Here is a 26,428-nt window from a genome sequence, read left to right on the forward strand (position 1 = left end):
CTAGAAACACACGAGCCCGCGAACCATCCGGCCACCGGGCCCGACTCCCCTGGGGACAACCCCCGTACGCCCCCTCCGGCTGGCCGGACATCCGCGCCCCGACCTGGGGTTGACCTGGAGTCCGCTCCAACTCCTAGGGTCGTCGACGATCACAGCGCACACCCCAGGAGGTACCACCATGACCACCCTTCCCACGCGCCGACTCGGCGCGCTGACCGTCTCGGCGCAGGGCCTCGGATGCATGGGGATGAGCCACGGCTACGGCACGTCGGACGACACCCGGTCCATCGCGACGATCCACCGCGCCCTGGACCTCGGCGTCACCCTGCTCGACACCTCCGACTTCTACGGCGGCGGCCACAACGAAGAGCTCATCGGCCGCGCCCTCGCGGGCCCGCGCCGCGAACAGGCCGTCCTCGCGACGAAGTTCGGCTTCGCCAACCGCCTCGGCGAGCCCACACTGATCCGGGGCGACGCGGCCTACGTACGCGAGGCCTGTGACGCCTCGCTGCGCCGCCTCGGCGTCGACCACATCGACCTGTACTACCTGCACCGCGTGGACAGGACCGTGCCGATCGAGGAGACCGTCGGCGCGATGGCCGGGCTGGTCGACGCGGGCAAGGTGCGCCACCTGGGGCTCTCCGAGGCCGGCGCGCCCACGATCCGCCGGGCGCACGCCGTGCACCCCATCGCCGCGCTGCAGAGCGAGTGGTCGCTGTGGACCAGGGACCTGGAGACGGAGATCGCGCCGGTCTGCCGCGAGCTCGGCATCGGCCTCGTGCCGTTCTCGCCCCTCGGGCGCGGCTTCCTCACCGGCCGCTACACCACGCTCGACGGGCTCCCGAAGGACGATCTGCGCCGCACCCAGCCCCGCTTCACCGACGGCAACCTGGAGCGGAACCTGTCCATCGTCGAGGCCCTGGACGCGCTCGCCGCCGAGAAGGGCGTGACCGCGGGGCAGCTCGCGCTCGCCTGGGTGCAGCACCGCGGCACGGACGTCGTGCCGATCCCGGGCACGCGCCGCGAGAAGTACCTGGAGGAGAACCTCGGGGCCGTCGCGATCGAGCTGTCGGCCGAGGATCTCGCCGCGATCGACGCGGCGGCGCCCGCGGGCCTGGTCGCGGGCACGCGGTACGACGAGCGCAGCCTGTCGGTCGTGAACGGGTAGCGGATCCGGCGCCTCGCCCGGCGGCCCGGCCCGGCCTCACGCCGGCGGTCGGCCGCCGGCAGCCGACCGCCGGCCGAGGAGCCCCGGTCCGGTGGCCGCCCCCGGGGCCGGGCACCGGCCGACGTAGCCTGCTGGCATGCCCTTTCCCGATGAGATCTCCGACGTGACGGTGGTCGACTACCAGGACACATGGCCGCGGGACTTCGAGCGGATCGCCGAGCGGCTGCGGTCCGCGCTCGGCGGCCTCGCCGTCGCCGTCGACCACGTCGGCTCGACGTCGGTGCCGGGGCTCGCCGCCAAGGACTGCGTCGACGTGCAGGTACGGATGGGCTCGCTCGACGAGGCCAGGGCCGTCCCGCCGCTCGCCGCGCTCGGCTTCCGCTGCCGCCCCGAGCCGTGGAACCGCTCCGAGATCTCGTTCGGCCACCCCGCGCCCAAGCTGGTCTTCGCACCGCCGGTCGGCGCCCGCCGCTGCAACGTCCACCTGCGCGAGCACGGACGCGCGAACGCCGCCTACGCGCTGCTCTTCCGGGACTACCTGCGCGCCGACCGCGTGGCCCGCGACGCGTGGGGCGCCTTCAAACGGCGGCTCGCCCAGAGCGCGCCCACCCCAAAGGACTACGGACAGATCAAGGCCCCGGCGACCGACGCCCTGATGGCCGGGGCGCAGCTGTGGGCGATCCAGACGGACTGGTCCCCGCGATGAGCGACTCCCCCGCGTCCCCCGCCGGGCCCGGCGCCCGTCCCGTGGCGGACGCCCTGGCCCACCTCGCGGGCGCCTGGCACGTGGAGCGCACCGTCCACGACCTCGCGGACGGCTCAGCGGGCCACTTCACCGGTACGACGCTCTTCTCGCCGCTGCCCGCGCCCGATGCCGGAGGCCTCCTCCACCACGAGTCGGGCACCTTCACCTGGCGCGGCACCGCGCGGCCCGCCGAGCGCACCCTGCGCTTCCTGCCGGGCGCCGAACCGGGCACCGTCCGCGTGGAGTTCGCCGACGGCCGCTTCTTCCACGGCCTCGACCTGCGCACGGGCCGCTGGACGGCGGACCACCCCTGCGCGGCCGACCTCTACCGCGGCACGTTCGAGGTGAGGGACGCGGACCGCTGGAGCAGCCGGTGGCGGGTGCGCGGCCCCGCCAAGGACCTCCTCCTCGTCACGGAGTACCGCCGCGCGCGTCCAGCCTGAGGTTCCAGCGGCCGCCGTGGCCGGTGAGGGTGACGGTCGAGAGCGGGCGTACGTCGATGTTCCAGTACGTCGACGGGGGCGCCTTCAGGGCGTAGGTGAGCGCGGCGCGTACCACGGCGGGCTCGGCCACCGCGAGGACGCGGGCACCGTCGGCGACCGGCCGGGTGTCGAGCCAGCCGCCGACGCGCGAGATGAACCCGTGCAGCGACTCGCCGCCGTGCGGCGCCGAGCGCGGATCGCTCAGCCAGGCGTCGACCGCGGCCGGCTCGCGCGCCGTGACCTCGGCGAGCGTCAGACCGCGCCAGCGCCCCATGTCGCAGTCCCTCAGGGCGGGTTGGGCGAGCGGGGCGAAGCCGAGCGCGTCGCCGGTGGCGCGGCTGCGCGGGGCGGGCGAGCAGTAGCGCAGTTCGGCCACACCGAGTTCCAGGAGCGCGGGCGCGGCGCGCTGGACGTCGTCCCAGCCCGCCCGGTCGAGCGGCCGGTCGTCGTCGAAGCGCTCGGCGAGCAGCGAGGCGCTGCGTGCGGCGGCGATGAGTGTGACGCTGGCGTGCATCCGGAGATCGTGCGGCCCGCAACGTCACAGGTCAAGGCCTCACCGTGCGTGCGCGACGGCCCTGCCTCCGGGTGCCGTCGGCTCACTGGCTGCCGAGCGCCATCCACTTCTCCGGCGTCCGCAGGGGCTCGAATCCCACCTTCTCGTAGACCCCGTGCGCGTCGGCCGTGGCCAGCAGTGTGCGGCGTACGCCCAGCGGCTCCAGGTGGTCGCGGACCGCCGCCACGAGCGCGGTGCCAAGGCCCGTGCCGCGCGCGGCCGGAGAGACGTACACGTCGCAGAGCCAGGCGAAGGTGGCGCGGTCGGTCACCACGCGCGCGTAGGCGACCTGTGCGCCTGAACTCACTTCGTACGCACCGAAGTTGAGCGATCCCGCGATGGCCGCGTCCTGCTTCTCCCGGGTGCGCCCGAGGGCCCAGTACGCGTCCGTGGAGAGCCAGTGGTGGACGCGGGCGGCGTCGATCCGGGAGGGGTCGGCGGATATCTCGTACGCGCCGTGGAGCGTGACAGTGTCGTCGTTCATCCCCCGACCCTCGCAGCGTCACCGGCGCGCCGTCGACCGTGTTTCGCCTGCTGGGACAGGCCGGGCCCGGCTAGTCCAGGACCTCGTCGCACGCCTGGCGCAGCCTGCGTACACCCTCCGTGATCTCCCCCGCACCGGCGACCGCGGCGAAGCTCAACCGGATGTGCCCCGCCGGGGGTTCGGCCGCGAAGTAGGGCCTGCCGGGGGCCACCGCGACGCCCGCCCGCAGGGCCGCGGCGGCGAGCGCCGGCTCGTCCGCTCCGTCGGGCAGCCGCAGCCACAGGTGGTAGCCGCCCGCCGGGATGTGCGGCACGGCCAGCTCGGGCAGGCTCAGCCGCAGCGCCGCCGCCATCGCGTCCCTGCGGCCCTTCAACTCGCTCGCGACGGCCCGCAGATGGCGCGGCCAGGCGGGAGAGCCCACCAGTTCGAGGGCCGCCTCCTGGAGCGGCCTCGGCACGAAGAAGTGGTCGACGACCTGGATGGCCCGCAGGCGTTCGAGGACCGGGCCGCGCGCCGCGAGCGCGCTCACGCGGAAGCTCGGCGAGGTGGCCTTGGTGAGCGAGCAGACGTGCACGACGACGCCGTCGTGGTCGTCGGAGGCGAGCGGGCGCGGCAGCGGCCCCGCGTCCTCGTGGACGAGGCGGCGCACGAAGTCGTCCTCGATCACGAACGCCCCGGCCTCGCGGGCGATGCGCAGGATCTCGGGGCGGCGCTCGGCGCAGAGCACGGCGCCGGTCGGATTCTGGAACAGCGGCTGGCAGACGAAGACCCGGGCGCCCGTCGCGCGGAAGGCGGCTTCCAGAAGCTGCGGACGCACCCCGTCGGTGTCGACCGGGACGGGCACGGGCCGCAGCCCGGCGGCCCGCGCGATGGCCAGCATGCCCGGGTACGTCGGGGACTCCACGAGGACCGGCGACCCCGGCGGCGCGAGCGCCCGCAGCGCCGTCGTCAGCGCGCTCTGGCCGCCCGCGGTGATCAGCACCTCGGCGGCGGTGATCGCCCCGCCGATGCCCCGCGCGAACCACTCGCGCAGCTCGGGAAGCCCGTCGATCGGCGGCCTCCCCCACGCCCCGGGCCGCCGCCCCGCCCGCGCGAGGGCGGCGGCCATGGCGCGCTCGGGCTGCAGCGCGGGGTCGAGGTAGCCGCCGTTGAACTCGATGACGCCCGGCGGCGGCGCGGCCAGCGTGGCGAGGACCCCGGACGCGTCGACGGCGCGCGGCACCGGCTCCGTCGCGGCGTCGGCGCTCAGCGACACCTCCTGCCACGAGGTGTCTCCCGCGGGCACGGCGGGCGCCGCCGGTTCGGCGCGGAAGACGCCCGCGCCGGGGCGGGTGACGACGAGTCCCTCGGCGGCGAGCTGCGCCAGGGCCCGCGACACGGTCACCGGGCTCACCCTGAACCGCTCGACGAGCGCCCGGCTCGACGGCAGCTTTCCCCCTGGAGAGTAGCGGTCCAGCTCACTTCTCAGCTTTATCGCCAATTCGGCCACACTGCTACTGTCATGCATGACAGCACAGGATAGCGCTACTCGTACGACCCGGATAGCGGTCCCGGATCTCGAAGAGACGCCGCGCCCCGCACCGTCCGGCGCCCCCGCCCCATCCGGCGCGCGCCGCACCGGCACCCTCATGGCCGCCCTCGGCGTCACCGCCTTCTCGCTCACCTTCCCCTCCACCGCCTGGGGCCTCGAAGGCATCGGCCCCTGGAGCTTCGTGACCCTGCGCGGCGTGCTCGCCGCGCTCGTGGCGGGCGGCTGTCTGCTCGCCCTGCGCGTCGCGCTCCCGCACCGCCGCCACTGGGCGGGGCTCGCGGTGGTCGGCGCCGGCGTGGTCATCGGCTTCCCGCTGCTCACCACGCTCGCCCTGCAGACCTCCACCACCGCGCACGCCGCCGTGGTCGTCGGTCTGCTGCCGCTGACGACCGCCGTCCTCTCCGCGGTGCGCACCGGAGCACGCCCCTCGCGCACGTTCTGGGCGGCGGCGCTCGCCGGGGCCGCCGCGGTCATCGCCTTCACCGTGCAGCAGAGCGGCGGCGCCCTGACCACCGCCGACCTCTACCTCTTCGGCGCGCTCCTGATCTGCGCGGCCGGCTACACCGAGGGCGGCCGCCTCGCCCGCGAGATGCCCGGCTGGCAGGTCATCGGCTGGGCCCTGCTCCTGTGCCTGCCGTTCAACGCCGTGGCCGCGCTCGTGGCGCTGCCGCACGAGTCCTTCGCGCTCACCGGGCACAGCGCCGCGGGCCTGCTCTACTCCGCGATCGGCTCGCAGTTCCTCGGTCTGGTCGTCTGGTACCGGGGCATGGCGGCCATCGGCGTCCCCAAGGCCAGCCAGCTCCAGCTCGCCCAGCCGCTCCTCACCCTGGTCTGGTCGGTGCTCCTGCTCGGCGAGCACCTCACCGTCGCCGCGCCGCTCACCGCGGCCGCCGTCCTCGTCTGCATCGCGGTCACCCAACGGGCCCGCGACTGACCCGTCCGGCACGACGTCGCGCACCCGACAGGGATCCAACTCCCGCCACCCGTCGTACACTTGCGCCCACGAATCGGGACCGCAGAGCGGGACGAGGGGGCACTCCAGATGCGTGCAACCGTAGGCGACGAGCTGGTGGTGCACGGCAGGATCGTCGGGCAGCACGACCGGATCGCGGAGATCGTCGAGGTGCTCGGCGCGGACGGCGGACCGCCGTACCGCGTCCGCTTCGAGGACGGCCACGAGACACTGATGTCACCGGGCCCCGACACCGTCGTGCGGCGCCAGGGCCCGGCCAAGCAGTCGTAGGGGCGGGAGGATCAGCGCGGCGGCTTCGCCGGCCGCTGGTAGTGGTCGGCGACCACCCGCGCCATCGCGCCGATCTTGTCGACCCCGACCTCCTTCGCCGAGAAGAAGACGTGCCCGCGCACCTCGCGGAAGTCCTCGGCGTACGTGAGGTGGCGGGACAGCTCCGCCGGGTCCTGCCAGGCCGCGGGCTGCGCGGGATCGCCCGCCTTGTAGAGGGCCTCGCCGATGTAGAGGCGCACGCCCGTGCCGCGCGCGACCTCGTTCCACCACGGGATCAGCTTGGCGTAGTCCGCGGCGGGGAAGCCGATGTTCCAGTACACCTGCGGGACGATGTAGTCGAGCCAGCCCTTCCGCACCCAGCCGCGCGTGTCCGCGTACAGGTCGTCGTAGGTCTGCACGCCGGCCCGGGTGTCCGAACCGGTCGGGTCGGTCGCGATGTTGCGCCACACCGCGAAGGGACTGATCCCGAACTGCGTGCGCGGGCGGGCCTTCTTCACGCGGCGGGCCATCTCGCGCACCAGGCGGTCGATGTTGTCGCGACGCCATGAGGCCCGGTCGGGGAAGCCGCCGCCGTAGCGCTCGAAGGCGTCGTCGTCGTCGAAGACCTGCCCCGCCACGGGGTACGGGTAGAAGTAGTCGTCCCAGTGGACCGCGTCGAGCGGATAGCGGCGCACGGCGTCGAGCATCGCGTCCTGCACGAAGCGCCGCACCTCGGGCAGGCCCGGGTTGTAGTAGAGCTTCCCGCCGTACGGCACGACCCAGTCGGGGTGCACGCGCGCGGGGTGCGTGGCCACCAGGCGCGAGGGGTCGGTGTGGTTGGCGATCCGGAACGGGTTGAACCACGCGTGCAGCTCCAGTCCCCTGCGGTGCGCCTCGTGCACGGCGGTGCCCAGCGGGTCCCAGCCCGGGTCCTTGCCCTGCACTCCGGTGAGGTACTCCGACCACGGCTCGTACGGCGAGGGCCACAGCGCGTCCGCGGTGGGCCGCACCTGGAAGATCACCGTGTTGAGTCTGCGGTTCACGGCCGAGTCCAGGTAGGCGAGCAACTCGCTCCGCTGCTGCTCCGCCGGGAGCCCCGGCCTGGACGGCCAGTCGCGGTTGACGACGCTCGCCAGCCACATGCCCCGCAGCTCCCGGCCCTTCTTGCGACGCCCGTCGGGAGCGGCGGCCGCGTCCCCCGCCGTCGCCAGGCCCGCGATCGCCGCCGCGGCCACCACCGAGAAACCTCGACGTGACATACGCCTCATCTGCATGCCCCCTGAGCTCGCTGTGCACCGGCACCCCTTGCCGGTTGCCGACAGCATGCCCGACCCGGCCGGTCATGGACCCCACGTTGCGGAGTAACGTTCACGGCCGAGGCAGGCACCGCATCCGTACGGGGGTCCTGCCGGCCCCGTTGATCAGCGAAAGGCACGAGGTGACCGACTCCATGACCGATATCGCACGCGTCGGAGTGGTGGGCTGTGGCCAGATGGGCGCCGGAATCGCAGAGGTCTGCGCCCGCTCCGGACTGGACGTGAAGGTCGCGGAGACCACCGGTGAGGCCCTGGAGATCGGCCGGACCCGGCTGTACAACTCCCTCTCCAAGGCCGCCGAGCGCGGCAAGATCACCGAGGAGGAGCGCGACGAGACGCTGGCCCGCCTCAGCTTCACCACCGACCTCGGCGAGTTCGCCGACCGTGACCTGGTCATCGAGGCCGTGGTGGAGAACGAGCAGGTCAAGACGGAGATCTTCCAGGTCCTCGACCAGGTGGTGACCCGGCAGGACGCGATCCTCGCCTCCAACACCTCCTCCATCCCGCTGGTGAAGCTGGCCGTCGCGACCTCGCGTCCCGACCAGGTCATCGGCATCCACTTCTTCAACCCGGCGCCGGTGCAGCAGCTCGTCGAGCTGATCCCCGCGCTGACCACGTCCGAGGGCACCATCAGCCGGGCCCAGGCCATGGTCGAGAAGATCCTCGGCAAGCACGCGATCCGCGCCCAGGACCGCTCGGGCTTCGTGGTGAACGCGCTGCTCATCCCGTACCTGCTCTCGGCGATCCGGATGTTCGAGTCGGGCATCGCGTCCCGCGAGGACATCGACAACGGCATGGAGATGGGCTGCGCCCACCCGATGGGCCCGCTCAAGCTCGCCGACCTGATCGGCCTGGACACGGTCGCCTCGGTCGCCGACTCCATGTACGCCGAGTACAAGGAGCCGCTGTACGCCGCTCCCCCGCTGCTGCAGCGCATGGTCGACGCGGGCCGCCTCGGCCGCAAGGCCGGCTCGGGCTTCTACACCTACGCCTGACACTCCGCACGTACCTCTTCGCACGGCGCTCACGCTCCGTACGGGAGGCGGGCCCGGCGCTCGTTCGAGTGCCGGGCCCGCCTCGTTCACACACCGTGTGCGCAGGGGGCTCGCATATGCCCTTCGCACACTCTCCCGCCTTGCCCACCAGGCGAGTTGACTTTCCGTGCGGATGAAGGGGGGACGCGCCACTACAGAGAGGAGTGGACTCGTGACCACCGACGGCGAAATGGCCGTGGTCCCGGAAGAAGTCGCCGAGTTACGCCGTAGCCAGGACGTGGGCTTGGCCCGTGTCGACGGACGGCTGGCGTTGCTCACTCAGCACGACGAACAGACCGCCAAGAACGTGGAGGCCCTGGAGGCTCGGGTCACCGCCCTGGAGAACACGCGCTGGCCGTTGCCCACGATCGTCGCCCTCGCGGCGGTCGCGGCGCTCGCCGTGGCGGTCTGGCAGGCCCTCGGCCGTTAGCTAGCGCGCGTCCTGGCCGAGACGCAGATGGTGGAGGAGGAGCAGCGCCGCGGCCATGTTGGCGGCCGGCACCTCCCCGCGGGCCACCATGTCGGGGACCAGTTTGAGCGGGACCCACTCGCGGCGGTCCGACTCGAAGTCGTCCTCGGGGTGCCCGATGTACGTCCCTTCGTCGGACCAGTAGATGTGGTGCCGGGCGTCGGTGAGACCGTTGGACGGCTCGACGCTCATGAGGTGTCGCAGCGGGCCCGGCCGCCAGCCGGTCTCCTCCTCCATCTCGCGTGCCGCCGCGTACGCGATGTCCTCGCCGTCCTCGACGACGCCTGCCGCGAGTTCCCAGCCCCAGCTGTCGGTGATGAAGCGGTGCCGCCACAGCAGCAGCACTTCGTTGGCGTCGTTGACGACGGTGGCCACGGCGACGGGCCGCAGCCGTATGAGGAAGTGGTCGAGATGCCGGCCGTCGGGTAGTTCGACATCGGCGAGATTGACCGTGAACCACCGGTTTCCATATACAGTTTGTTCGCTCTGTTTCGTCCACTGCACGGTTCTGCCACCTTCCGACGAGTAGATGGCAATATCGCAGCAGGGGAAACTTCGCAGCAGCGTGTGTGCGGCTCGGGACTGTGCGTGCACGGGGCCCCGCACCAGCGGAGCCGGAAGCGCGTCACAGCGGAACGCGCAGGGCCCCGTCGATGAGTTCGGCCGCCTCGGCCGTGCCCGCGCAGTCGCTGCGGACCAGGTGCTCGCGCACCGCGCGCAGCCGGTCGCGCAGCCGCTGGGACTCCATCCCCCGTGCCTGTTCTGCCATTTCGACGGCCGTGGCCACCGCTTCGTCGGTGTTGCCCTGACGCAGTTCGATCTGACTGAGCATGGCGAGCCGGTGCACCCGGCCCCGGTCGTGCGCCGGAGTGTCCACGGCCGCCGCGGCGTGCTCACGGGCGCTGGTGAGATCGCCGAGGCTCAACAGCGCCTCAGCCACTTGTACGTTGACCAGACCCGGCTGGACATAGCCCGTCTCGTCCGGCTCGCGGCCGCGCAGGATCCGGTCGGCCGCGTCCTCCGCACGCCGGATGCAGGACAGCGCGCTCCTGCCGTCGCCCAGGTGCGCGTACGCCTTGGCCTGCATCGCGTACAGATCGGATGCGAGCGCGGGGGTGAGATCACGGCCCGCGGCCCGCAGCGCCGCCTCGGCGAACGCCACGGCCTGGCGGTACTCGCGCATGAACAGCGACTGGTTGACCAGCAGCGCGATCACATAGGCGCCAAGCCCTCTGTCACCGCTGGCCTTTGCCAGCCGCAGCGCCTGGTGGAAGTAGCGCTGGGCGAGGCCGTGCGCGTCGGAGTCGTAGGCGCAGATCCCGGCTATCGCCACCAACCCGCCCGTGGAGCGGTGCAGTTGACGGCCCATCTCGTCGGTGTAGCTGCCGCGCAGCAGGGGCGCGGCCTCGGCGTTGAGGAAACCGACGATGCGGGTGCGGGTCGCCACGCCGCCGGTCTTGCGGTACATCTGCTCGTAGTGCGCGCGGGCGGCGCGCATCATCTCGATGTCGGCGGTGCTCACCGGGTGGCGTCCGCCGCGGGACACGTCGACGTCCTCGGGCGGGTTCTCCCACTCCCAGACGGGCATCACCGCGGGCGTGCCGGTGACCGCGGGCGCGCCGAGGAGGTGCGGGCGCTGCTGTTCGTCCGAGCGCCACAGGGCGGTGGCCCGCTCCACGAAGCCGGAGAGCGTGGAGGCCGCCGAGCCGGCCCGGGCCGCGGGGACACCGGGCAGCCCGAGGCCGATGTCGTCGAGGGTGACGGGCCGCTGCAGCCGGGCCGCGAGCACCTCACAGATCAGGTCGGGGACCTGCCCGCGCGGACGCTGACCCTTCAACCAGCGGGACACGGCGGTGTGTTCGTAGCGCAGCGCGAGCCCTCTGGACCTTCCCGCCTGGTTCACATGTGCGGCGAGTCCCGCGTGGGAGATGCCCGCTTCGTCGAGGATCGCGTCGAGCAGGGTGTTGGGCTGCATGGATGCCCTCCGGTGGCTCGGTGCTGCTCAGACTAGTGGAGGGCACTTCACACGGGGTGTGAACGGAGTGCCCGGATCCGGGGGGTGTGCGCTCTGCCGCGCACCGTGTGGGATCGCTTGACTGAGATGCCTCATCAGTTAAGGAGGCCGGCCGGGCCGCCGGCTCCCCCCTCGAACAGTGCGGCGGCCCTCTCTGGCGCCGTCCGTCCCGCCGTCTGCCCGACAACTCCATGGCGGGGCGGATGGCGCGTGCCGTCCGCCAGGCCTTCGACCGGACCCTTCGAGGGAGCTCAGCTCATGGTGCGGGCGTGCCGCCCGGGCTCCGACTGCTGGACCGGAACCCTCGTACGGTCGTTGCGCAGCGCAAGGAGCGCCGCGTCGTCCGACGGCAACCGGCCCGTGTGGCGCAGGAGTTGGGCGTAGACCGCGCGGATGAGGTTCTGCGGCGAGATCGGCTGCGCGTGCGCCGCCTCGGTGAGCGCCGCCTGCAGCGGGAAGAACGTCCCCGCGGCGTTCCGCGCGTCCTCCACACCGTCCGTGTGCAGGACCAGCGCCTGGCCGGGCAGCAGCAGCCCGCAGCGCAGCACGGACAGGTCGGCGGGGAGCGGGAAGGCGCCGAGCGGGGGCAGCGGCTCCACGTCGGTCAGGGGCCGGGCGTGGCCGCTCAGCAGATGGGGCCAGGGGTGCCCGCAGTTGAGCGCGGAGATCTCGCCCTCCTTGCTGATCTCCAGGAGCAGGACGGTGACGAACTCCTCGGCGAGCGGGCAGTCCGGCACCGTGCCGCCGCCCGCGGGGTGCTCGGCGCGGGAGCGCTCCCGCAGATGCCGTCCGAGGGCCCGCTCCAACCGGCGCAGCACATGCGGCAGTTCGGGCTCGTCGTGCGCGGCCTCGCGGAAGCTGCCGAGGACGGCGGCGACGGTCGCGATGGCGGCCAGGCCGTGCCCCCGGACGTCTCCCATGACGACGCGGACGCCGTGGTCGGTGGCCGCCACCTCGTACAGGTCGCCGCCGACGGAGGCGCCACGCGAGGCGGAGAGCCGGCCCGCGGCGAGCGCGAGCCCTTCGATGCGGGGCGGCAGCGGCCGCAGCAGCACGTTCTGTGCGGCGCCCGCGACCTCGCGGATCTGCCGCAACTCCCGCAGCAGCGCCCGGCGTACATGCAATATGAGGCCGGTCCCCACGGCGAAGAAGACGGCGCTGCTGACGATCCGCGCCCCCATGCCGTCCTGCTGCGCGAGCGGACAGGCCAGTTTGTACGTGATGGCGAAGGCGCCCCACACGGTCGGCAGCCCCAGCGCGAGCGCGCGCCGGACCTTCTGGCGCTCCACACCGCGCTCGACGCGACGCCGCACACGAGGAAGGACGCGGGGAAAGACACGGGGCAGCCTCCGTGGAACGCGTCGGGGCCCCCTGCCGCGCACCCTTGCCCGGAACGTCGCCCGGCAGGGAGGCCCCGCCTTGATACGGATCATGCCGACGGCCCCCCTAAGGCCCTGTTCAGCGAGTAGCCGACCCCTATGGCCGGATTGATTCTGTCGACCGTGTGGCCCGACCGGGCCAGAGTGACGCCACTTGTCACTCAAACGAGTGAGGGGCTTATCCGGTGGTCCGGATAAGCCCCTCTTTGCGCCCCTTGTGCGCCTGTTATCGGCTACGGGCGGTGACTACGCTCCGCGCAGCACCGCGCCCGTCCGCTCGGACGCCAGCGCGACGGCCGCGTCACGGACCGCCGACGCCTCGTCGACGGTCAGCGTGCGGTCGGCCGCGCGGAAGCGCAGCGCGTACGCGAGGGACTTCTTGCCCGCACCGATCTGCTCGCCCTCGAAGACGTCGAACAGCCGGATGGACTCCAGGAGTTCACCCGCGCCACCGCGCAGGAAGTACTCGACCACCGCGGCGGGCACCTCGGAGTCGACCACGAGGGCGACGTCCTGGGTGGCCACCGGGAAGGTGGAGATCCGCGGCGCCTCGACGGCCCCGTCGCGCGCCGTCTCCAGACGGTCCAGGTCCAGCTCCATCGCGCAGGTGCGCGCGGGCAGGCCCAGCGCCTTGACGACGCGCGGGTGCAGCTCGCCCGCGTGGCCGACGGTGACGATCTCGCCGTCGACGACGACCTTCAGCTCGGCGCAGCGGCCGGGGTGCCACGGGCCGTACTGCCCCTGGTCGACGATCAGCTCGACGCCGACCTCGCGGGCGATGGTCCGCGCCGCCTCGACGGCGTCGGCCCAGTCGGCCGGGCGGCCCTTGCCCCACCAGCCGGCCTGCTCGCGGGCGCCCGCGAGGACGACGGCGGCGTGCCGGGGCTGGAGGGGCAGCGCCTCGGTCAGCGAGTCGATCTCCTCGTCGGTGGGACGCCGGTCGACGGGCAGGCGCACCGCGACCTTCGACTCCTCACGGGGGTGGAACACGAGCCCGGTCTCGAAGAGCGCCAGGTCGTGGCTGCCGCGGCCGTCGTTGCGACGGAGCGCGCCGAGCAGGCCCGGCAGCAGCGTCGTACGGAGCGCGGGCTCCTCGTCGGAGAGCGGGTTGACGAGCTTGACCACGCGGCGGCTGGGGTCGTCCTCGTCCAGACCCAGCTGGTCGAAGACGCCCTCCCCGATGAAGGGGTAGTTCGGCGCCTCGACGTAACCGGCCCCGGCCAGGGCGCGCCCGACGCGGCGGTGGCTGCGCTGCCGCTCGGTCAGGCCGCGGCCCGCGGGGGGCTTGGGCAGCGTCGAGGGCAGGTTCTCGTACCCCTCCAGGCGGATGACCTCTTCGGCGAGGTCGTTCGGCTCGGCGAGGTCGGGGCGCCACGACGGGACGGTGACGGTCAGGTCGTCCTGGCCGTAGACGTCGCAGCCGACCTGCTGGAGGCGGCGTACGACGGTCTCGCGGCCGTAGTCGACACCGGCGACCCTGTCCGGGTGGTCGGCGGGCATCGTGATCGTGCGCGGCGCGGTGGGGGCGATGACCTCCGTGACGCCGGCCTCCGCGGTGCCGCCCGCGAGCAGGACGAGCAGGTCGACGGTGCGCTGCGCGGCGGCGGCCGCGGCCTGCGGGTCGACGCCGCGCTCGAAGCGCTTGGACGCCTCGGAGGGCAGCTTGTGGCGCCGGGCGGTGCGGGCGATGGAGATCGCGTCGAAGTGCGCGGCCTCGATGACGACGTCGGTGGTGCCGCCCCCCTCCTCGTGGTCCGCGATCTCGGTGTTGGCGCCGCCCATGACGCCCGCGATGCCGATGGGGCCGCGGTCGTCGGTGATGACCAGGTCCTCGGCGTCCAGGACGCGCTTGGCGCCGTCGAGGGTGGTGAACTTCTCGCCCTGCTCGGCCCGGCGCACGCCGATCGCGCCCTGGATGCGGGAGCGGTCGTAGGCGTGCAGGGGCTGGCCGAGCTCCATCATCACGTAGTTGGTGATGTCGACGGCGAGCGAGATCGGGCGCATGCCGACCTTCTGCAGACGGCGCTGCAGCCAGATCGGGGAGCGCGCCTCGGGCTGCAGGCCCGTGACGGTGCGCGCGGTGAAGCGGTCGCAGCCCAGCGGGTCGCTGATCTTGACCGGGTAGCCGAAGGAGTTCGGCGCGGGCACGTCCAGGAGCGCCGGGTCGCGCAGCGGCAGGCCGTACGCGATGGCGGTCTCGCGGGCGACGCCGCGCATCGAGAGGGCGTACCCGCGGTCGGGCGTGACGGCGATGTCCAGGACCTCGTCGACGAGCTCCAGGAGCTCGATGGCGTCGGTGCCCGCCTCGTGCTCGGGCGGCAGGACGATGATGCCGCCGGAGCCGTCGTCGCCCATGCCGAGCTCGTCGCCGGAGCAGATCATGCCGTGCGAGGTCTTGCCGTACGTCTTGCGGGCGGCGATGGCGAAGTCGCCGGGCAGGACGGCGCCGGGCAGGACCACGACGACCTTGTCGCCGACGGCGAAGTTCCGGGCGCCGCAGACGATCTCCTGCGGCTCGCCGGTGCCGTTGGCGGTGCCGACGTCGACGGTGCAGAAGCGAATGGGCTTCTTGAAGCCCTCCAGCTCCTCGATGGTGAGGACCTTGCCCACGACGAGCGGGCCCTTGAGGCCGGCGCCGAGCTGCTCGACGGTCTCGACCTCCAGGCCGACCTCGATCAGCTTGGCCTGCACGTCACGGCCGGTCTCGGTGGCGGGGAGGTCGACGTACTCCCGCAGCCAGGAAAGCGGGACCCGCATCAGATCTCCATCCCGAACGGCCGGGTGAACCGGATGTCACCCTCGACCATGTCTCGCATGTCTTCGACGTTGTGGCGGAACATCAGCATCCGTTCGATGCCGAACCCGAAGGCGAATCCGCTGTACTTCTGGGGGTCGACGCCGCAGGCGGTGAGCACCTTCGGGTTGACCATGCCGCAGCCGCCGAGCTCGATCCAGCCCTCGCTGCCGCAGGTGCGGCAGGGGCGGTCGGGGTTGCCCACGGACTCTCCGCGGCAGACGTAGCACACCATGTCCATCTCGGCGGACGGCTCGGTGAACGGGAAGTAATTGGGGCGCAGCCGGGTCTTCATGTCCGGGCCGAAGAGCGCCTGGACCATGTGGTCGAGCGTGCCCTTCAGGTCGGCCATGGTCAGGCCCTCGTCGACGGCGAGCAGCTCGATCTGGTGGAAGACCGGGGTGTGCGTCGCGTCCAGCTCGTCCGTGCGGTACACACGGCCGGGGCAGACGATGTAGACCGGCGGCTCACGGCGCTCGAGGAGCGCGCGGGCCTGCACGGGCGAGGTGTGTGTACGCAGTACGACACCGGACTCGTCGCCCTCGGTCCCCTTCGGCCCCTGGACGAAGAAGGTGTCCTGCATCTGCCGGGCCGGGTGGTCGGGCGTGAAGTTGAGGGCGTCGAAGTTGAACCACTCCGCCTCGACCTCGGGGCCCTCGGCGACCTCGTAGCCCATCGAGACGAAGACGTCGGCGACGCGCTCCATCATCGTGGTCAGCGGGTGCCGGGCGCCGGCGGGCGTGCGGTCGTACGGCAGCGTGACGTCCACCGCCTCCTCGACCAGGACGCGGGCGTCGCGCTCGGCCTCGAGCTCGGCCTGGCGGGCGGCCAGCGCCTTGCTCACGGCGCCGCGCGCCATGCCCACGCGCTTGCCCGCCTCGGCCTTGGCCTGCGGGGGCAGCGCGCCGATCTCGCGGTTGGCCAGCGCCAGCGGCGAGGTGCCGCCGGTGTGCGCGACCTTGGCCTCCTGGAGCTTGTCGAGCGAGTCCGCGGCCGCGAAGGCGGCGAGCGCCTCGTCCCGCATGCGCTCGATCTCTTCAGGTTTCAGTGCCTCGACCTCGACAGGGTCGTACGACTTGTTCGGTGCCGACATCTCTTCCCGTGCTTCCGATTGGCTGGCGGATGGGTCCCCGTCAACAACTCGGAGACAAGCTGTCCCAGATATGGGGACACAAAGTGCCAACGACCGAGTCTAACGGGGGTGCGGTGAACGAATGAGCCCGCGGGCTGCTCAGGGCGCCCTCACTGGAGATACGCCGGAGCCCCCACGGGCAACGTAAATCGGAACTGGGCGCCGCCGCCGGGGGCCCGGCCGACGGTGATCGTCCCGCCGTGCGCCTCCACGATGCCCTTCACGATGTACAACCCCAGTCCCGTCCCGCCGCGTTTGCTGCCCCGCCAGAAGCGGGTGAAGACACGGCCCATCGACTCCTCAGGAATACCGGGACCCTCGTCGCTCACGGTCACGGCGGTCTCGGCGCCGCCCCGCTCGCGCGGTGACGAGGAGGGGGCCACGTCGATGGTGACGGTTCCCTCGCCGTGCCGCACGGCATTTTCCAGCAGATTGCTGAGCACCTGGTCGATCTTGTCGGGATCCGCCCAGAGATCGGGCAGCGGCTGCTGGAGCCGGACGAGGAAGCGGTCCGCGTCCTGGCCCGCGGCGACGTGCGCCTGGATGTGCCGTCCGACGGCGGCGCCTATGTCGACGGGCTGCCGACGCAGCTCAAGACGGCCGGAATCGATCCGGGAGATGTCGAGCAGCTCGGCGATCAGCCGTGTGACGCGGTTGGCGTCGGCGTCCACGGTCTCCAGCATCAGCTTCTTCTGGTCGTCCGTGAACCGCTCCCACTTGGCGAGCAGCGTCGCCGTGAAGCCCTTCACGGAGGTGAGGGGCGAGCGGAGCTCGTGGGCGACCGTGGCGATCAGCTCGGCGTGGCTGCGCTCGGTGCGGCGGCGGGCCTCGGTGTCGCGCAGCGAGACGACCACGCGGTGCACGGGGCCGGTGCGGACGGTGCGTACGTAGCGCGCGGAGACGAGGACCTCGCGGCCGCCGGGCAGCAGCAGATTGCGCTCGGGCTGGCGCACGCGGGTGGCGAGGCCGCCGTAGGGATCGGTGAGCTGCCACCAGCGGCGGCCCTCGAGGTCCTCTAAGGGCAGCGCGCGCTCCAGGGAGGCGCCGAGAGCCTCGGCCGCGGGGACCGCGGTGATCCGTACCGCCGCCGCGTTGAAGCAGATGACCCGGCCCATCTCGTCCGCGACGACGAGCCCGTCCGGCAGTTCGTCCGGGTCGAGTCCGAGGTCGCCGAGTTCACCGGGACCGCAGCGGTCCGCGCGAGCACGGACGAGGTCCTGTACTCCCGGTGCTCTGCTCGTGCCGACACTCATTCCCCGAACTCCACCCTCTCGGACCGGCGGTGGGGTACCTCCCTGCTCGAGCGAAGCCGAGAGCTTGGGGGAGGGCCCCCGAGCCCGTCACACTACTAGCTCGATGTGACGGAGCGGCACCCTCCGGCGGCACGCTGTGCACGGGCGGACGCATAGAGGCACACGGCCGCGGCCGTCGCGAGGTTGAGGCTTTCGGCTCTGCCGTGGATCGGAACGCGCACCACCGCGTCGGCGAGTGCGCGGGTCTCCTCCGGCAGTCCCCAGGCCTCGTTGCCGAAGATCCAGGCGCTGGGGGTGCCCATGGTGCCCTTGTCGAGTTCCGTGTCGAGGTCGTCCTCGCCCGCGCCGTCGGCGGCGAGGACGCGTACGCCCGCGTCCTTGAGCCCTTGCACGGCCTGCTCGACGGGGACGCCGACCGCGACCGGCAGATGGAAGTGCGAACCGACCGAAGCCCGCACCGACTTGGGGTTGTAGAGGTCCACCGAGGCGTCCGTGAGGATCACGGCGTCGGCGCCCGCGGCGTCGGCGCAGCGCAGCACGGTCCCGGCGTTCCCGGGGTCACGGACGTTCGCGAGGACGGCGACGAGCCTGGGCCTGGCGGCGAGGATCTCCTCGAAGGGCACGTCGAGGAACCGGCAGACGCCGACGAGCCCCTGCGGGGTGACGGTCGTCGAGATGTCGGCGATGACGTCCTCGTCGGCGAGGTGCACCCGGGCCCCGGCCGCGCGGGCCTCCCCCACGATGTCGGCGTAGCGCTCGGCGGCGTCGACGGTGGCGAACAGCTCGACGAGCGTCTCCCCGTGCCCGGCGGCCTCCCGCACGGCCTGCGGCCCCTCGGCGAGAAACAGCCGCTCCTTCCCCCGGAAATTCCGCTTGGCCAGCCGCCGAGCGGCGCTGACGCGGGGCGACTTGGGAGAGATCAGCTCAGGGGCGGCAACCATAAAACTCACCTTAGGCAAAGCGCCCCTGAAAGGGGCGCGGGGAACTGCGCGACCAGCCACAAGAAACCCGCGGACGGCAGCGAACAGAAGACGGCAGACAAGGCTCCGAACGCACTCGGACCCGCAAGCCGTTGCGGCCTGCGGGTCCGGGGACGTTCAGAAACGCACAGCTCAGGCGGCAGCCTTCGGGGCGTTGACGTCCGACGGCAGCGCCTTCTGCGCAACCTCGACGAGCGCGGCGAACGCGTTCTCGTCGTTGACGGCCAGCTCCGCGAGGATCTTGCGGTCCACCTCGATGTTGGCGGCCTTCAGACCCTGGATGAAGCGGTTGTACGTGATGCCGTTGGCGCGGGCAGCGGCGTTGATGCGCTGGATCCACAGCTGACGGAAGTCGCCCTTGCGCTTCTTGCGGTCGTTGTAGTTGTAGACCAGGGAGTGGGTGACCTGCTCCTTGGCCTTGCGGTACAGGCGCGACCGCTGGCCGCGGTAGCCGCTGGCCTGCTCGAGGATCGCCCGACGCTTCTTGTGGGCGTTGACTGCCCGCTTGACGCGTGCCACTTGTTAACTCCTTGTAGCGGGGCCGTGGTTGGACTCACACGACCCGGTATCGATTGGGTCCCGGTCAGAGGTCAGGTGCCGTGTCCGGCACCCGAGCTCACTTGCCGAGAAGCTTCTTGATCTTCTTGGCGTCGCCCGGGGCCATCTCGGCGTTGCCGGTGAGGCGACGCGTCAGACGGGACGACTTGTGCTCGAGCAGGTGGCGCTTGCCGGCGCGCTCACGGAGCACCTTGCCGGAGCCGGTGACCTTGAAGCGCTTGCTGGCACCGCTGTGCGACTTGTTCTTCGGCATAGCGCCGTTCTCTCCTCGTCAGTGGCGCTCCGATGCCCGGTCGTGAGACCGGGCATCCCGGAGCGTCATGGTGTGTCAGTTGGCATCCCCGGACTTGCGTCCGGGGATCAGGCCTCGGCGGGAGCCTCGGCCGGGGCCTCGGCGGGAGCCTCGGAAGGCTCCTCCTCGGAGGCGTTCTGCGAGCGGCCCGGGTTGGCCTTCGCGTCCGCCTTGCGAGCCGCCTGGGCCTCACGGGCCTCGGCCATCGCCTCGGTCTTCTTCTTGTGCGGACCGAGGACCATGATCATGTTCCGGCCGTCCTGCTTCGGGTTCGACTCGATGAACCCGAGGTCCTCGACGTCCGAAGCGAGACGCTGCAGCAGTCGGAAGCCCAGCTCGGGGCGGGACTGCTCGCGACCACGGAACATGATCGTGATCTTGACCTTGTCGCCCTGCTTGAGGAACCGGACGACGTGACCCTTCTTGGTGTCATAGTCGTGCGGGTCGATCTTCGGCCGGAGCTTCATCTCCTTGATGACCGTGTGCGCCTGGTTCTTGCGCGCCTCACGGGCCTTCATGGCCGACTCGTACTTGAACTTCCCGTAGTCCATGAGCTTGCACACGGGCGGACGGGCGTTCGCCGCGACCTCGACCAGGTCAAGGTCGTACTCCTGCGCAAGCTCCAGGGCCTTGGCAAGCGGAACAATCCCGACCTGCTCGCCGCTGGGACCGACAAGTCGCACCTCGGGAACGCGAATCCGGTCGTTGATGCGGGGCTCGGCGCTGATGGATCCTCCTCGGTAGCACCACGCGACCGTCTGGCGGACAGCCGCGTTACGTCTGTTTTCTGGACCAACCGCGCCGGTGCACAAAAAATGCCCCGACCGATCACAGGAAGGGGCTCCACGTACTACCGGAGCACCTCCGCGGTGATCGCGGGGCGCACATCATGCGGCCCGAAGCCTCGGGGACTTCGGTCGCCTGACCGGTGACCCGCCGCTCCGGAGAGCGGCCAGGTGGGAGATCGGAGCCTCCACTTGTGGGCCGGATCCTTGCGTTGGCACGCGGGTCTCCAGCCGGTCGTTACACAAGGTTAGCAGCTCCGCGGGGGTGGAGCGAACCAGTGTGCACACCCGCTCCCGCGGCTCGGGCCGTCCGGGGCGCGGCTTATCGTGTGGGACATGAGCGAGACGACCCCCACCCCCGAGTCCCCCTCCGGCGGCTCCCCCGACTTCGACACCCTGACCCGTGACATCGCGGACGTCCCCGCGGTCGAGGTGATCACCACGGTGGCGGTCCACCTGATGAGCGCCGCGGCCGTGAACCTCGGCCTCGCCGAGGGCGGCGAGGGCCACAAGGACCTGGACGAGGCCCGCAAGCTGATCCACTCGCTGGCGGGACTGCTCGACGCGAGCGCCACGGAGGTCAGCTCCTTCCACGCGGCGCCGCTGCGTGACGGCCTGAAGTCGCTGCAGCTCGCCTTCCGTGAGGCGTCGCTGGTGGCGGACGAGCCGGGTCAGGGCCCGGGCGAGAAGTACACGGGCCCGGTCTTCGGCTGAGCCCTCACGCCGTACGTACGTAGAGGGGCTCGCCCGGTGGCGTCGCCTCGGCCGGCAGGAGTGCCAGGTCGAGACCGCGCACCAGGCGGGCCCTCAGCGTTTCGTCGGCCGCGATCCGCCGCGCCACCCGCTGGGCCGCGTCGGCCGGGTCCGCGGCCGGGTCGAGGACCAGGGCGAGGGTGCCGTCCGAGTGGCCGGGGCCGAGGTGGGCGCGGATGACGGCGGGCTCGGCGGCGACGGCCGCGCGCACGGCGTCGGTGACCGCGGGGTCGGCGAGCGGGTCGGCGCTGGCGCGGCCCTCGGCGAGGGCGAGCAGGGCGGAGCGGCCCAGTTCGTAGGGGACGGGGCCCGCGAGGTCCAGGACGATCGTGTCGGCCTGTTCGTGGGCGGCGGCCTGGAGCGCCTGGTGCAGCGGGACGGCGACGGGGCGGGCCGCCGGGTCCCACAGGGCGAGGGCCTCGATGGACGTGAAGGCGGGCAGCGCCTTGCGGTCGCCCGCCTTGAGGGTGGGGACCGCCATGTCGCTGGTCTTCTCGCGGCGCAGCCCGTTCTCGTCCTCCTCGACCTCGCCGAGCACGGCGACCACGGGGACGAGGAGCCGGGCGCCGGCCAGGGCCGCGAGGACGGGGCCGTGGGCCGTGCGGTCCGCCGACCAGGCCGCGAGCGCCGCGGCAAGGCGCGGGTCGGCGGTGCCGTCGTCGTCGGAGAAGCCCGGGTCGGGAATGTTCTTGTTCGCCATGTTCGCCACGGTGCGACCCTACAGAGGCGCACTCCCGCACGGACGGGCCGGGCCCTACCGGGGCAGGCCGGGGCGCCCTCGGACCGGTCGGCCGCGCCACAGGTACACCGCCGCGGCGAGCAGGGCGACGCCGAGGCCGCCCGCGACCGGGCCGACCCAGCCCGCGGGGCCGCTGTCGCCCTGCGCCGGGTCCGGGCCTCGGCCGAAGTACTCCGCTCCGTACGCCGTCGTGCGCAGTTCGTCGGGCTTCAGTCTGCCCGCGCGGGCGAGCGCGGCCGCCGGGTCGACGAGGCCGAAGCCCCGGGAGTCGTCCCGGCCGCCGGCCGGGACGTCACGGGCGGTGCGCTCCAGGAGCTGCTTGATCTGCGCGGGCCTCAGGTCGGGGTGGGCGGCGCGGATCAGGGCGACGGCGCCGGAGACGAAGGCGGCGGCCGCGCTGGTGCCCCAGCCCTCGTAGTACTTGCGGTCGGGGTCGGCGATGACGATGTCGTCGCCGGGGGCGGCGACGGTGGCGTACCAGCGGCGGGTGGAGAAGGAGGCGCGGTTGCCGTTCTCGTCGACGGCGGTCGCCGCGATCACCCCGGGGTAGGCGGCCGGGTAGGAGACGTGGTCGCCGCGCTCGCCGCCGTTGCCCGCGGAGGCCACCACGGCGACGCCCTTCTTGAGGGCGTACTGCACGGCGGCGTCCTCGGCGGGTTCGGGGTGGGCGGACTTGGAGTCGTCGCCCAGGGAGAGGTTGATGACGTCCGCGCCGTTGTCGGCGGCCCAGCGGATGCCGTCGGCCAGGGCGTTGCCGCGGGTGTTGCGGGCCTTCCTGCGGGCGGGGTCGCCGTCCTCCAGGATCACGCGGACCGGCAGGATCCTGGCCTCGGGCGCGATGCCGAGTACGCCGTCGCCGCGGCCTCGGCCGTGTCCGTGGCCCGCGATGATGCCGGCCATGGCGGTGCCGTGCCGGGCCCAGGGGCGGTCGCCGCGCCGGGCGCCGAAGCCGACCATGTCCTCGCCTTCGAGGACGTTGCCCGCGAGGTCGGGGTGCTCGGCGTCTATGCCGGTGTCCAGGACGGCGACGGTGACGCCCTTGCCCTTGGTGGTCTGCCAGGCCTGGCTGGTGTGCATGGCGTCGAGGGCCCACTGCTGGGCGCGGATGCCGTCGTTGGCGTGCGCGGTGGTGGCGGGGAGGAGCGCCAGCGAGGCGGCGAGCGCGGCGGCGACGAACGGCTGACGGATCCTCATGGCACCTTCCCTGCGGCTCCTCAGGGCACTCTCCTTGCGGCCCTTCACGCCTTCTTCTCCGCGGCCGCGATGGTCTTGCGCAGGCCGCGCTCGACGCGGTCGGCGATGCCTTTCGCCTCGTGGCCGAGGCCCGACTGGGCGGGCGCCGACGTGGTGTTGGTGCCCATGGCCTCGGTGGCGGGCTCGGGGTCCGTGACGGTGCGGCCGTCGGCGAACCCGGAGACCGCGTACGCGACGACGGGCGCGTCCGGGAGCACGGACACGGTCCAGGAGGCGCGTTGGGCGTCGCCGAAGTCCTCGGCCGCGGTGCCCTTGGCCGCGTACGGGCGGGGCATGAGGTCGGGGCGCCGGTCGAGCCCCTCCTCCGTGAAACGGTTCCGCAGTGCCTTCATGGCGTCGGCGTCCGCCTTGGTGAACAGCAGCCCCACGGTGGTGACATGGCTGCGGGTGGCGTCGGTGTACGTGGCGCGGAGCAGCCTCAGACAGCCGGCCGGCGCGAGGGCCTTGCGCAGCAGCGGGTCGAAGGCGGCCTTGCAGCCGCTGTCCGGGGCGACGGCGATACGGGTCCAGGAGCGGTCGGCGCCGCCGGGGCCCGCGCCCTCACCCTTGAGGGTGGGCGGGAAGAGCCGGTCGACGGGGACGCTGTGCCAGAGCTCGCCGGTGACGGTGTAGGCGCTGCGGGTGGTGTCCCCGGCCACGGACTCGCCGGTGAGCCAACTCCCGGTCACCGCGCCGCCGATGAGGCCCAGCCCGAGGACGGCGCAGGCCGCGGCGGCGGCCGCGCGGGGGCCTGCCCAGCCGCGGACGGGGCGCAGCCGGGTGGTGGAGTCGTCGTACATCGCGGGCCGCGCGAAGAACACGAAGGGCCGCCCGGTACCGGGCCCCGGCGTCAGATCGACGGCACCGACCGCACGCCGCGCGGCAGTTGCACGGCCCGCCCCTTCGACACCGGGCACCGCCGCCCCATCGCCGACGGGTCGCAGCCGGGCGGCGGCCTCCTCGCCCGCGACGGGCGGGGCGGAGGACTGCGAGGCGGCGGTGGGACGCCGAGGCGGCACGTGACCTGCCGGGGACTCCGCGGCACGGTCGGCGCTCGGCTCTCCCGCGACGGCGGGCGGGACGTGACCTGCCGGGGACTCGGCAGCGGGGTCGGCGCTCGGCTCCCCCTCCATGGCGGGCGAGGCAGAAGACCGCGAGGCGGCAGCAGAACGCCGAGGCGGGACCTGACCTGCCGGGGACTCCGCGGCACGGGCGGCGCCCGACTCCCCCTCCACGGCAGGCAAGGCAGAAGACCGCGAGGCGGCAGCAGAACGCCGAGGCGGGACCTGACCTGCCGGGGACTCCGCGGCACGGGCGGCGCCCGACTCCCCCTCCACGGCAGGCAAGGCAGAAGACCGCGAGGCGGCAGCAGAACGCCGAGGCGGGACCTGACCTGCCGGGAACTCGGCGGCACGGGCGGCGCCCGACTCCCCCGCGACGGCGGGCGGGGCACAAGGTTGGGGCGGAACAACCGGCCTCGGGGCGCGGGGCGGTGCGGGATCCTTGCCGCCGTCCACCCCCGGCTCCCCGCCCGCGGCGGGCGGTGCGGAGGGCTGCGGCGGAACAACCGGGCGCGCGGCGGCGGGCGTCGTGGCGTCGGACGTGCTCGGCTTCACGTCGAAGGCCGGCTTCGGTGGGGCGTCGGGCAGGCGGGCCGACGCGGGAGGCGGCGGAGGGGGCTCCTCCGCGCTGTCGTGCTCCGCGGTGTCGTACACCGCGACGTGGGGCACCGCGGCGCGGTGCATCGCGGCGTCGTCCTCCGCTGTGCCGCCATGCTCCGCGGCGTCGTCCTCCGCGGTGTCCTGCTCCGCCCCGGACCCCACGGACCGTTCCGTGCGGGCCTTTTCGAAGGGGGCCAGCAGGTCCTTTATGCGCGCGGCCGTTCCGTCGGAGGCGTCGTCCGGGGCGGCGGCCGCGGCATCGGGGGCGTCGTCCGCCGCAGGGCGAGGGGCGCCGAGCACCCAGTCCTCGCCGACCGGTGGTGGGACGTCGGGGAAGCGGGCGGAGGGGGCGGGCGGCGGCTCTTCCGGCGGCGCGGGCGGGGCCGCCGGGCGGGGCGGCGTGGTGGGGCGCGGGGGGATGGGGCCGCGAGGCGCCTCCGTGCTCATGCTCCCCCGTTTCCTCGCGCTCGACCTGCCGGAACACTCGGCTCCGCGTGGCGCGGTACGCGTCGCTCGGCCGGGCTCCGTGCGCGTCACTCTACGGGCAGACGCAGGTCGCGAGGGAACTCAGTCCGCACCCCCGGGCGATCTGCCCGGATCATCCCCCTACCCTCGGGTAATCGCGTCTGGCAGGCTTCGCCCATGACTGGCCGTGCCGCAGACCGAGCCCGCTACGACCGGGCCACCGCACACCTCGACGCCCCCGTCGCCATCGTCGATCTGGACGCCTTCGACGCCAACGCCGACGATCTGCTGCGCCGAGCCGTGGGCAAGCCGATCCGGGTCGCGAGCAAGTCCGTACGCTGCCGTGCCCTGCTCGAACGGGTCCTGGCCCGCGACGGATTCGCCGGGATCATGTCGTTCACGCTCGCCGAGTCGATCTGGCTGGCCCGCTCCGGCTTCGAGGACGTACTGCTCGCCTACCCCTCGGCCGACCGCGCCTCCTTCGCCGAACTGACCGCCGACCCGAAGCTCGCGGCCGCGGTGACCGTGATGATCGACGACCCGGCCCAGCTGCGGCTGATCGACGAAGCACGGAACGGCGGGACCGAAGTGGTGCGGGTCTGCCTGGAGTTGGACACCTCCTTCAAGGTGCTCGGCGGCAAGGTGCGGATCGGCGCGCTGCGTTCACCGCTGCACTCGCCCGTGCAGGTCGCCGCCCTGGCCCGCGCCATCGCCCGGCGGCCCGGCTTCCGGCTCGTGGGCGTCATGGCGTACGAAGGGCATGTGGCGGGAGTCGGAGACGCCGTCGAGGGGCATCCCGCGCGCTCGCGGGCGATCCGGATGATGCAGACCGCGGCCCGCAGGGAGCTGGCCGCGCGCCGCGCGGAGACCATCGGTGCCGTGCGGGCGGTCGCGCCGGACCTGGAGTTCGTGAACGGCGGCGGCACCGGCAGCGTGCAGCACACGGCGGCGGAGCGCGCGGTGACGGAGATCGCCGCGGGGTCGGGCCTCTTCGTACCGAGGCTCTTCGACCATTACACCTCGTTCAGCGGGCGCCCCGCCGCGCTCTTCGCGCAGCCCGTGGTGCGGCGGCCCGGCGCGGGGATCGTGACGGTGCTCGGCGGCGGCTACCCCGCGTCGGGTGTCGCGGGCGCCGACCGCTCGCCCGTGCCGTACCTCCCGGAGGGGCTGCGGTACGACCCGCAGGAGGGCGCGGGCGAGGTGCAGACGCCGCTGCACGGCCCCGCGGCGGACGACCTGCTGATCGGCGACAAGGTGTGGTTCCGGCACGCCAAGGCCGGGGAGTTGTGCGAGCGGTTCGAGACCCTGCACCTGGTGGAGGGCGACAAGGTGACGGCGAGCGTCCCGACGTACCGGGGCGAGGGGCACACGTTCCTGTGAGCCGCG

The 26,428-nt window shown here is 72.9% G+C and carries 26 protein-coding genes; 9 read left to right on the forward strand and 17 right to left on the reverse strand.

Annotation, left to right across the window (positions count from 1 at the left end; genetic code table 11):
* The first annotated feature begins 178 nt into the window (after window positions 1-178).
* The 3 genes from ACZ4D5_RS24925 (at window position 179) to ACZ4D5_RS24935 (ending at window position 2,356) form a co-directional block, all read left to right on the forward strand.
* Entirely contained in the window at window positions 179-1,168 is a 990-nt protein-coding gene (locus tag ACZ4D5_RS24925) for an aldo/keto reductase (protein WP_467774609.1), read from the forward strand.
* 136 nt (window positions 1,169-1,304) lie between these two features.
* Window positions 1,305-1,874, forward strand: coding sequence for a GrpB family protein (locus ACZ4D5_RS24930; RefSeq protein ID WP_467774610.1), 570 nt, complete (start codon window positions 1,305-1,307; stop codon window positions 1,872-1,874).
* Entirely contained in the window at window positions 1,871-2,356 is a 486-nt protein-coding gene (locus tag ACZ4D5_RS24935; RefSeq protein WP_467774611.1) for a DUF6314 family protein, read from the forward strand. Before ACZ4D5_RS24930 ends, ACZ4D5_RS24935 begins: the two co-directional genes overlap by 4 nt.
* Here the strand turns inward: ACZ4D5_RS24935 and ACZ4D5_RS24940 are convergent.
* The 3 genes from ACZ4D5_RS24940 to ACZ4D5_RS24950 form a co-directional block, all read right to left on the reverse strand.
* On the reverse strand, window positions 2,325-2,909 hold the full coding sequence (locus ACZ4D5_RS24940) for a histidine phosphatase family protein (RefSeq protein WP_467774612.1): 585 nt from the start codon (window positions 2,907-2,909) through the stop codon (window positions 2,325-2,327). The two genes, ACZ4D5_RS24935 and ACZ4D5_RS24940, sit on opposite strands and share 32 nt — an antisense overlap.
* Before the next feature lie 82 nt (window positions 2,910-2,991).
* Window positions 2,992-3,432 (reverse strand): GNAT family N-acetyltransferase, encoded by a 441-nt coding sequence (locus ACZ4D5_RS24945; protein WP_467774613.1) that lies wholly within the window; start codon window positions 3,430-3,432, stop codon window positions 2,992-2,994.
* Between the two features lie 70 nt (window positions 3,433-3,502).
* Entirely contained in the window at window positions 3,503-4,939 is a 1,437-nt protein-coding gene (locus ACZ4D5_RS24950) for an aminotransferase-like domain-containing protein (RefSeq protein ID WP_467774614.1), read from the reverse strand.
* Between ACZ4D5_RS24950 and ACZ4D5_RS24955 the strand changes: the two genes are divergently transcribed.
* The gene (locus tag ACZ4D5_RS24955) at window positions 4,938-5,897 is read left to right on the forward strand and encodes a DMT family transporter (RefSeq protein ID WP_467774615.1); all 960 of its coding nucleotides are present in this window, start codon (window positions 4,938-4,940) and stop codon (window positions 5,895-5,897) included. The genes ACZ4D5_RS24950 and ACZ4D5_RS24955 overlap by 2 nt on opposite strands.
* Before the next feature lie 108 nt (window positions 5,898-6,005).
* Complete coding sequence (locus ACZ4D5_RS24960) at window positions 6,006-6,206, forward strand: DUF1918 domain-containing protein (protein ID WP_467774616.1); 201 nt, start codon at window positions 6,006-6,008, stop codon at window positions 6,204-6,206.
* 11 nt (window positions 6,207-6,217) lie between these two features.
* On the opposite strand, the gene ACZ4D5_RS24965 is transcribed toward ACZ4D5_RS24960, so the two are convergent.
* Complete coding sequence (locus ACZ4D5_RS24965) at window positions 6,218-7,453, reverse strand: glycoside hydrolase family 10-like protein (protein WP_467774617.1); 1,236 nt, start codon at window positions 7,451-7,453, stop codon at window positions 6,218-6,220.
* Between the two features lie 182 nt (window positions 7,454-7,635).
* Here ACZ4D5_RS24965 and ACZ4D5_RS24970 point away from each other — a divergent pair, with 182 nt between their 5' ends.
* Window positions 7,636-8,496 carry a 3-hydroxybutyryl-CoA dehydrogenase gene (locus tag ACZ4D5_RS24970; protein ID WP_467774618.1) on the forward strand — a complete coding sequence of 287 codons (861 nt, stop codon included), beginning with the start codon at window positions 7,636-7,638 and terminating at the stop codon, window positions 8,494-8,496.
* Between the two features lie 211 nt (window positions 8,497-8,707).
* Window positions 8,708-8,965, forward strand: coding sequence for a hypothetical protein (locus ACZ4D5_RS24975; protein WP_467774619.1), 258 nt, complete (start codon window positions 8,708-8,710; stop codon window positions 8,963-8,965).
* Here ACZ4D5_RS24975 and ACZ4D5_RS24980 read toward each other — a convergent pair whose 3' ends face one another.
* From ACZ4D5_RS24980 to infC, 10 genes are all read right to left on the reverse strand, one after another.
* Window positions 8,966-9,508, reverse strand: a complete 543-nt coding sequence (locus ACZ4D5_RS24980) for an NUDIX hydrolase (protein ID WP_055699051.1) — start codon at window positions 9,506-9,508, stop codon at window positions 8,966-8,968.
* A gap of 121 nt (window positions 9,509-9,629) precedes the next feature.
* Complete coding sequence (locus ACZ4D5_RS24985; protein ID WP_467774620.1) at window positions 9,630-10,979, reverse strand: tetratricopeptide repeat protein; 1,350 nt, start codon at window positions 10,977-10,979, stop codon at window positions 9,630-9,632.
* Between the two features lie 290 nt (window positions 10,980-11,269).
* Window positions 11,270-12,259, reverse strand: coding sequence for a PP2C family protein-serine/threonine phosphatase (locus tag ACZ4D5_RS24990; RefSeq protein ID WP_467774887.1), 990 nt, complete (start codon window positions 12,257-12,259; stop codon window positions 11,270-11,272).
* A gap of 384 nt (window positions 12,260-12,643) precedes the next feature.
* On the reverse strand, window positions 12,644-15,154 hold the full coding sequence (gene pheT, locus ACZ4D5_RS24995; RefSeq protein WP_467774621.1) for a phenylalanine--tRNA ligase subunit beta: 2,511 nt from the start codon (window positions 15,152-15,154) through the stop codon (window positions 12,644-12,646).
* The gene (pheS, locus tag ACZ4D5_RS25000) at window positions 15,154-16,284 is read right to left on the reverse strand and encodes a phenylalanine--tRNA ligase subunit alpha (protein ID WP_467774622.1); all 1,131 of its coding nucleotides are present in this window, start codon (window positions 16,282-16,284) and stop codon (window positions 15,154-15,156) included. Before pheS ends, pheT begins: the two co-directional genes overlap by 1 nt.
* A gap of 149 nt (window positions 16,285-16,433) precedes the next feature.
* Window positions 16,434-17,576 carry a sensor histidine kinase gene (locus ACZ4D5_RS25005; RefSeq protein WP_467774623.1) on the reverse strand — a complete coding sequence of 381 codons (1,143 nt, stop codon included), beginning with the start codon at window positions 17,574-17,576 and terminating at the stop codon, window positions 16,434-16,436.
* 95 nt (window positions 17,577-17,671) lie between these two features.
* Window positions 17,672-18,517: a TrmH family RNA methyltransferase gene (locus ACZ4D5_RS25010; protein ID WP_467774624.1), complete on the reverse strand. Its 846-nt coding sequence runs from the start codon at window positions 18,515-18,517 to the stop codon at window positions 17,672-17,674.
* 171 nt (window positions 18,518-18,688) lie between these two features.
* Window positions 18,689-19,075: a 50S ribosomal protein L20 gene (gene rplT, locus ACZ4D5_RS25015; protein ID WP_055699044.1), complete on the reverse strand. Its 387-nt coding sequence runs from the start codon at window positions 19,073-19,075 to the stop codon at window positions 18,689-18,691.
* Between the two features lie 97 nt (window positions 19,076-19,172).
* Window positions 19,173-19,367 carry a 50S ribosomal protein L35 gene (rpmI, locus tag ACZ4D5_RS25020; RefSeq protein WP_007829094.1) on the reverse strand — a complete coding sequence of 65 codons (195 nt, stop codon included), beginning with the start codon at window positions 19,365-19,367 and terminating at the stop codon, window positions 19,173-19,175.
* A 107-nt stretch (window positions 19,368-19,474) separates the two neighbouring features.
* Window positions 19,475-20,134, reverse strand: coding sequence for a translation initiation factor IF-3 (gene infC, locus ACZ4D5_RS25025; RefSeq protein WP_362328230.1), 660 nt, complete (start codon window positions 20,132-20,134; stop codon window positions 19,475-19,477).
* A 393-nt stretch (window positions 20,135-20,527) separates the two neighbouring features.
* Between infC and ACZ4D5_RS25030 the strand changes: the two genes are divergently transcribed.
* The gene (locus ACZ4D5_RS25030; protein ID WP_467774625.1) at window positions 20,528-20,905 is read left to right on the forward strand and encodes a DUF1844 domain-containing protein; all 378 of its coding nucleotides are present in this window, start codon (window positions 20,528-20,530) and stop codon (window positions 20,903-20,905) included.
* Between the two features lie 4 nt (window positions 20,906-20,909).
* Here the strand turns inward: ACZ4D5_RS25030 and ACZ4D5_RS25035 are convergent, their stop codons facing one another.
* Genes ACZ4D5_RS25035 through ACZ4D5_RS25045 form a run of 3 tightly spaced genes read right to left on the reverse strand, consistent with a single transcriptional unit; the run spans window position 20,910 to window position 25,024 of the window.
* The gene (locus ACZ4D5_RS25035) at window positions 20,910-21,644 is read right to left on the reverse strand and encodes an SseB family protein (RefSeq protein ID WP_467774626.1); all 735 of its coding nucleotides are present in this window, start codon (window positions 21,642-21,644) and stop codon (window positions 20,910-20,912) included.
* A gap of 54 nt (window positions 21,645-21,698) precedes the next feature.
* On the reverse strand, window positions 21,699-22,877 hold the full coding sequence (gene mycP, locus ACZ4D5_RS25040; RefSeq protein ID WP_467774627.1) for a type VII secretion-associated serine protease mycosin: 1,179 nt from the start codon (window positions 22,875-22,877) through the stop codon (window positions 21,699-21,701).
* 44 nt (window positions 22,878-22,921) lie between these two features.
* Window positions 22,922-25,024 (reverse strand): hypothetical protein, encoded by a 2,103-nt coding sequence (locus ACZ4D5_RS25045; protein ID WP_467774628.1) that lies wholly within the window; start codon window positions 25,022-25,024, stop codon window positions 22,922-22,924.
* Between the two features lie 195 nt (window positions 25,025-25,219).
* On the opposite strand from ACZ4D5_RS25045, the gene ACZ4D5_RS25050 reads away from it, so the two are divergent.
* On the forward strand, window positions 25,220-26,422 hold the full coding sequence (locus tag ACZ4D5_RS25050) for an amino acid deaminase/aldolase (protein WP_467774629.1): 1,203 nt from the start codon (window positions 25,220-25,222) through the stop codon (window positions 26,420-26,422).
* Window positions 26,423-26,428: the final 6 nt, after the last annotated feature.

It is taken from the genome of Streptomyces sp. NPDC025651 (assembly GCF_055558735.1).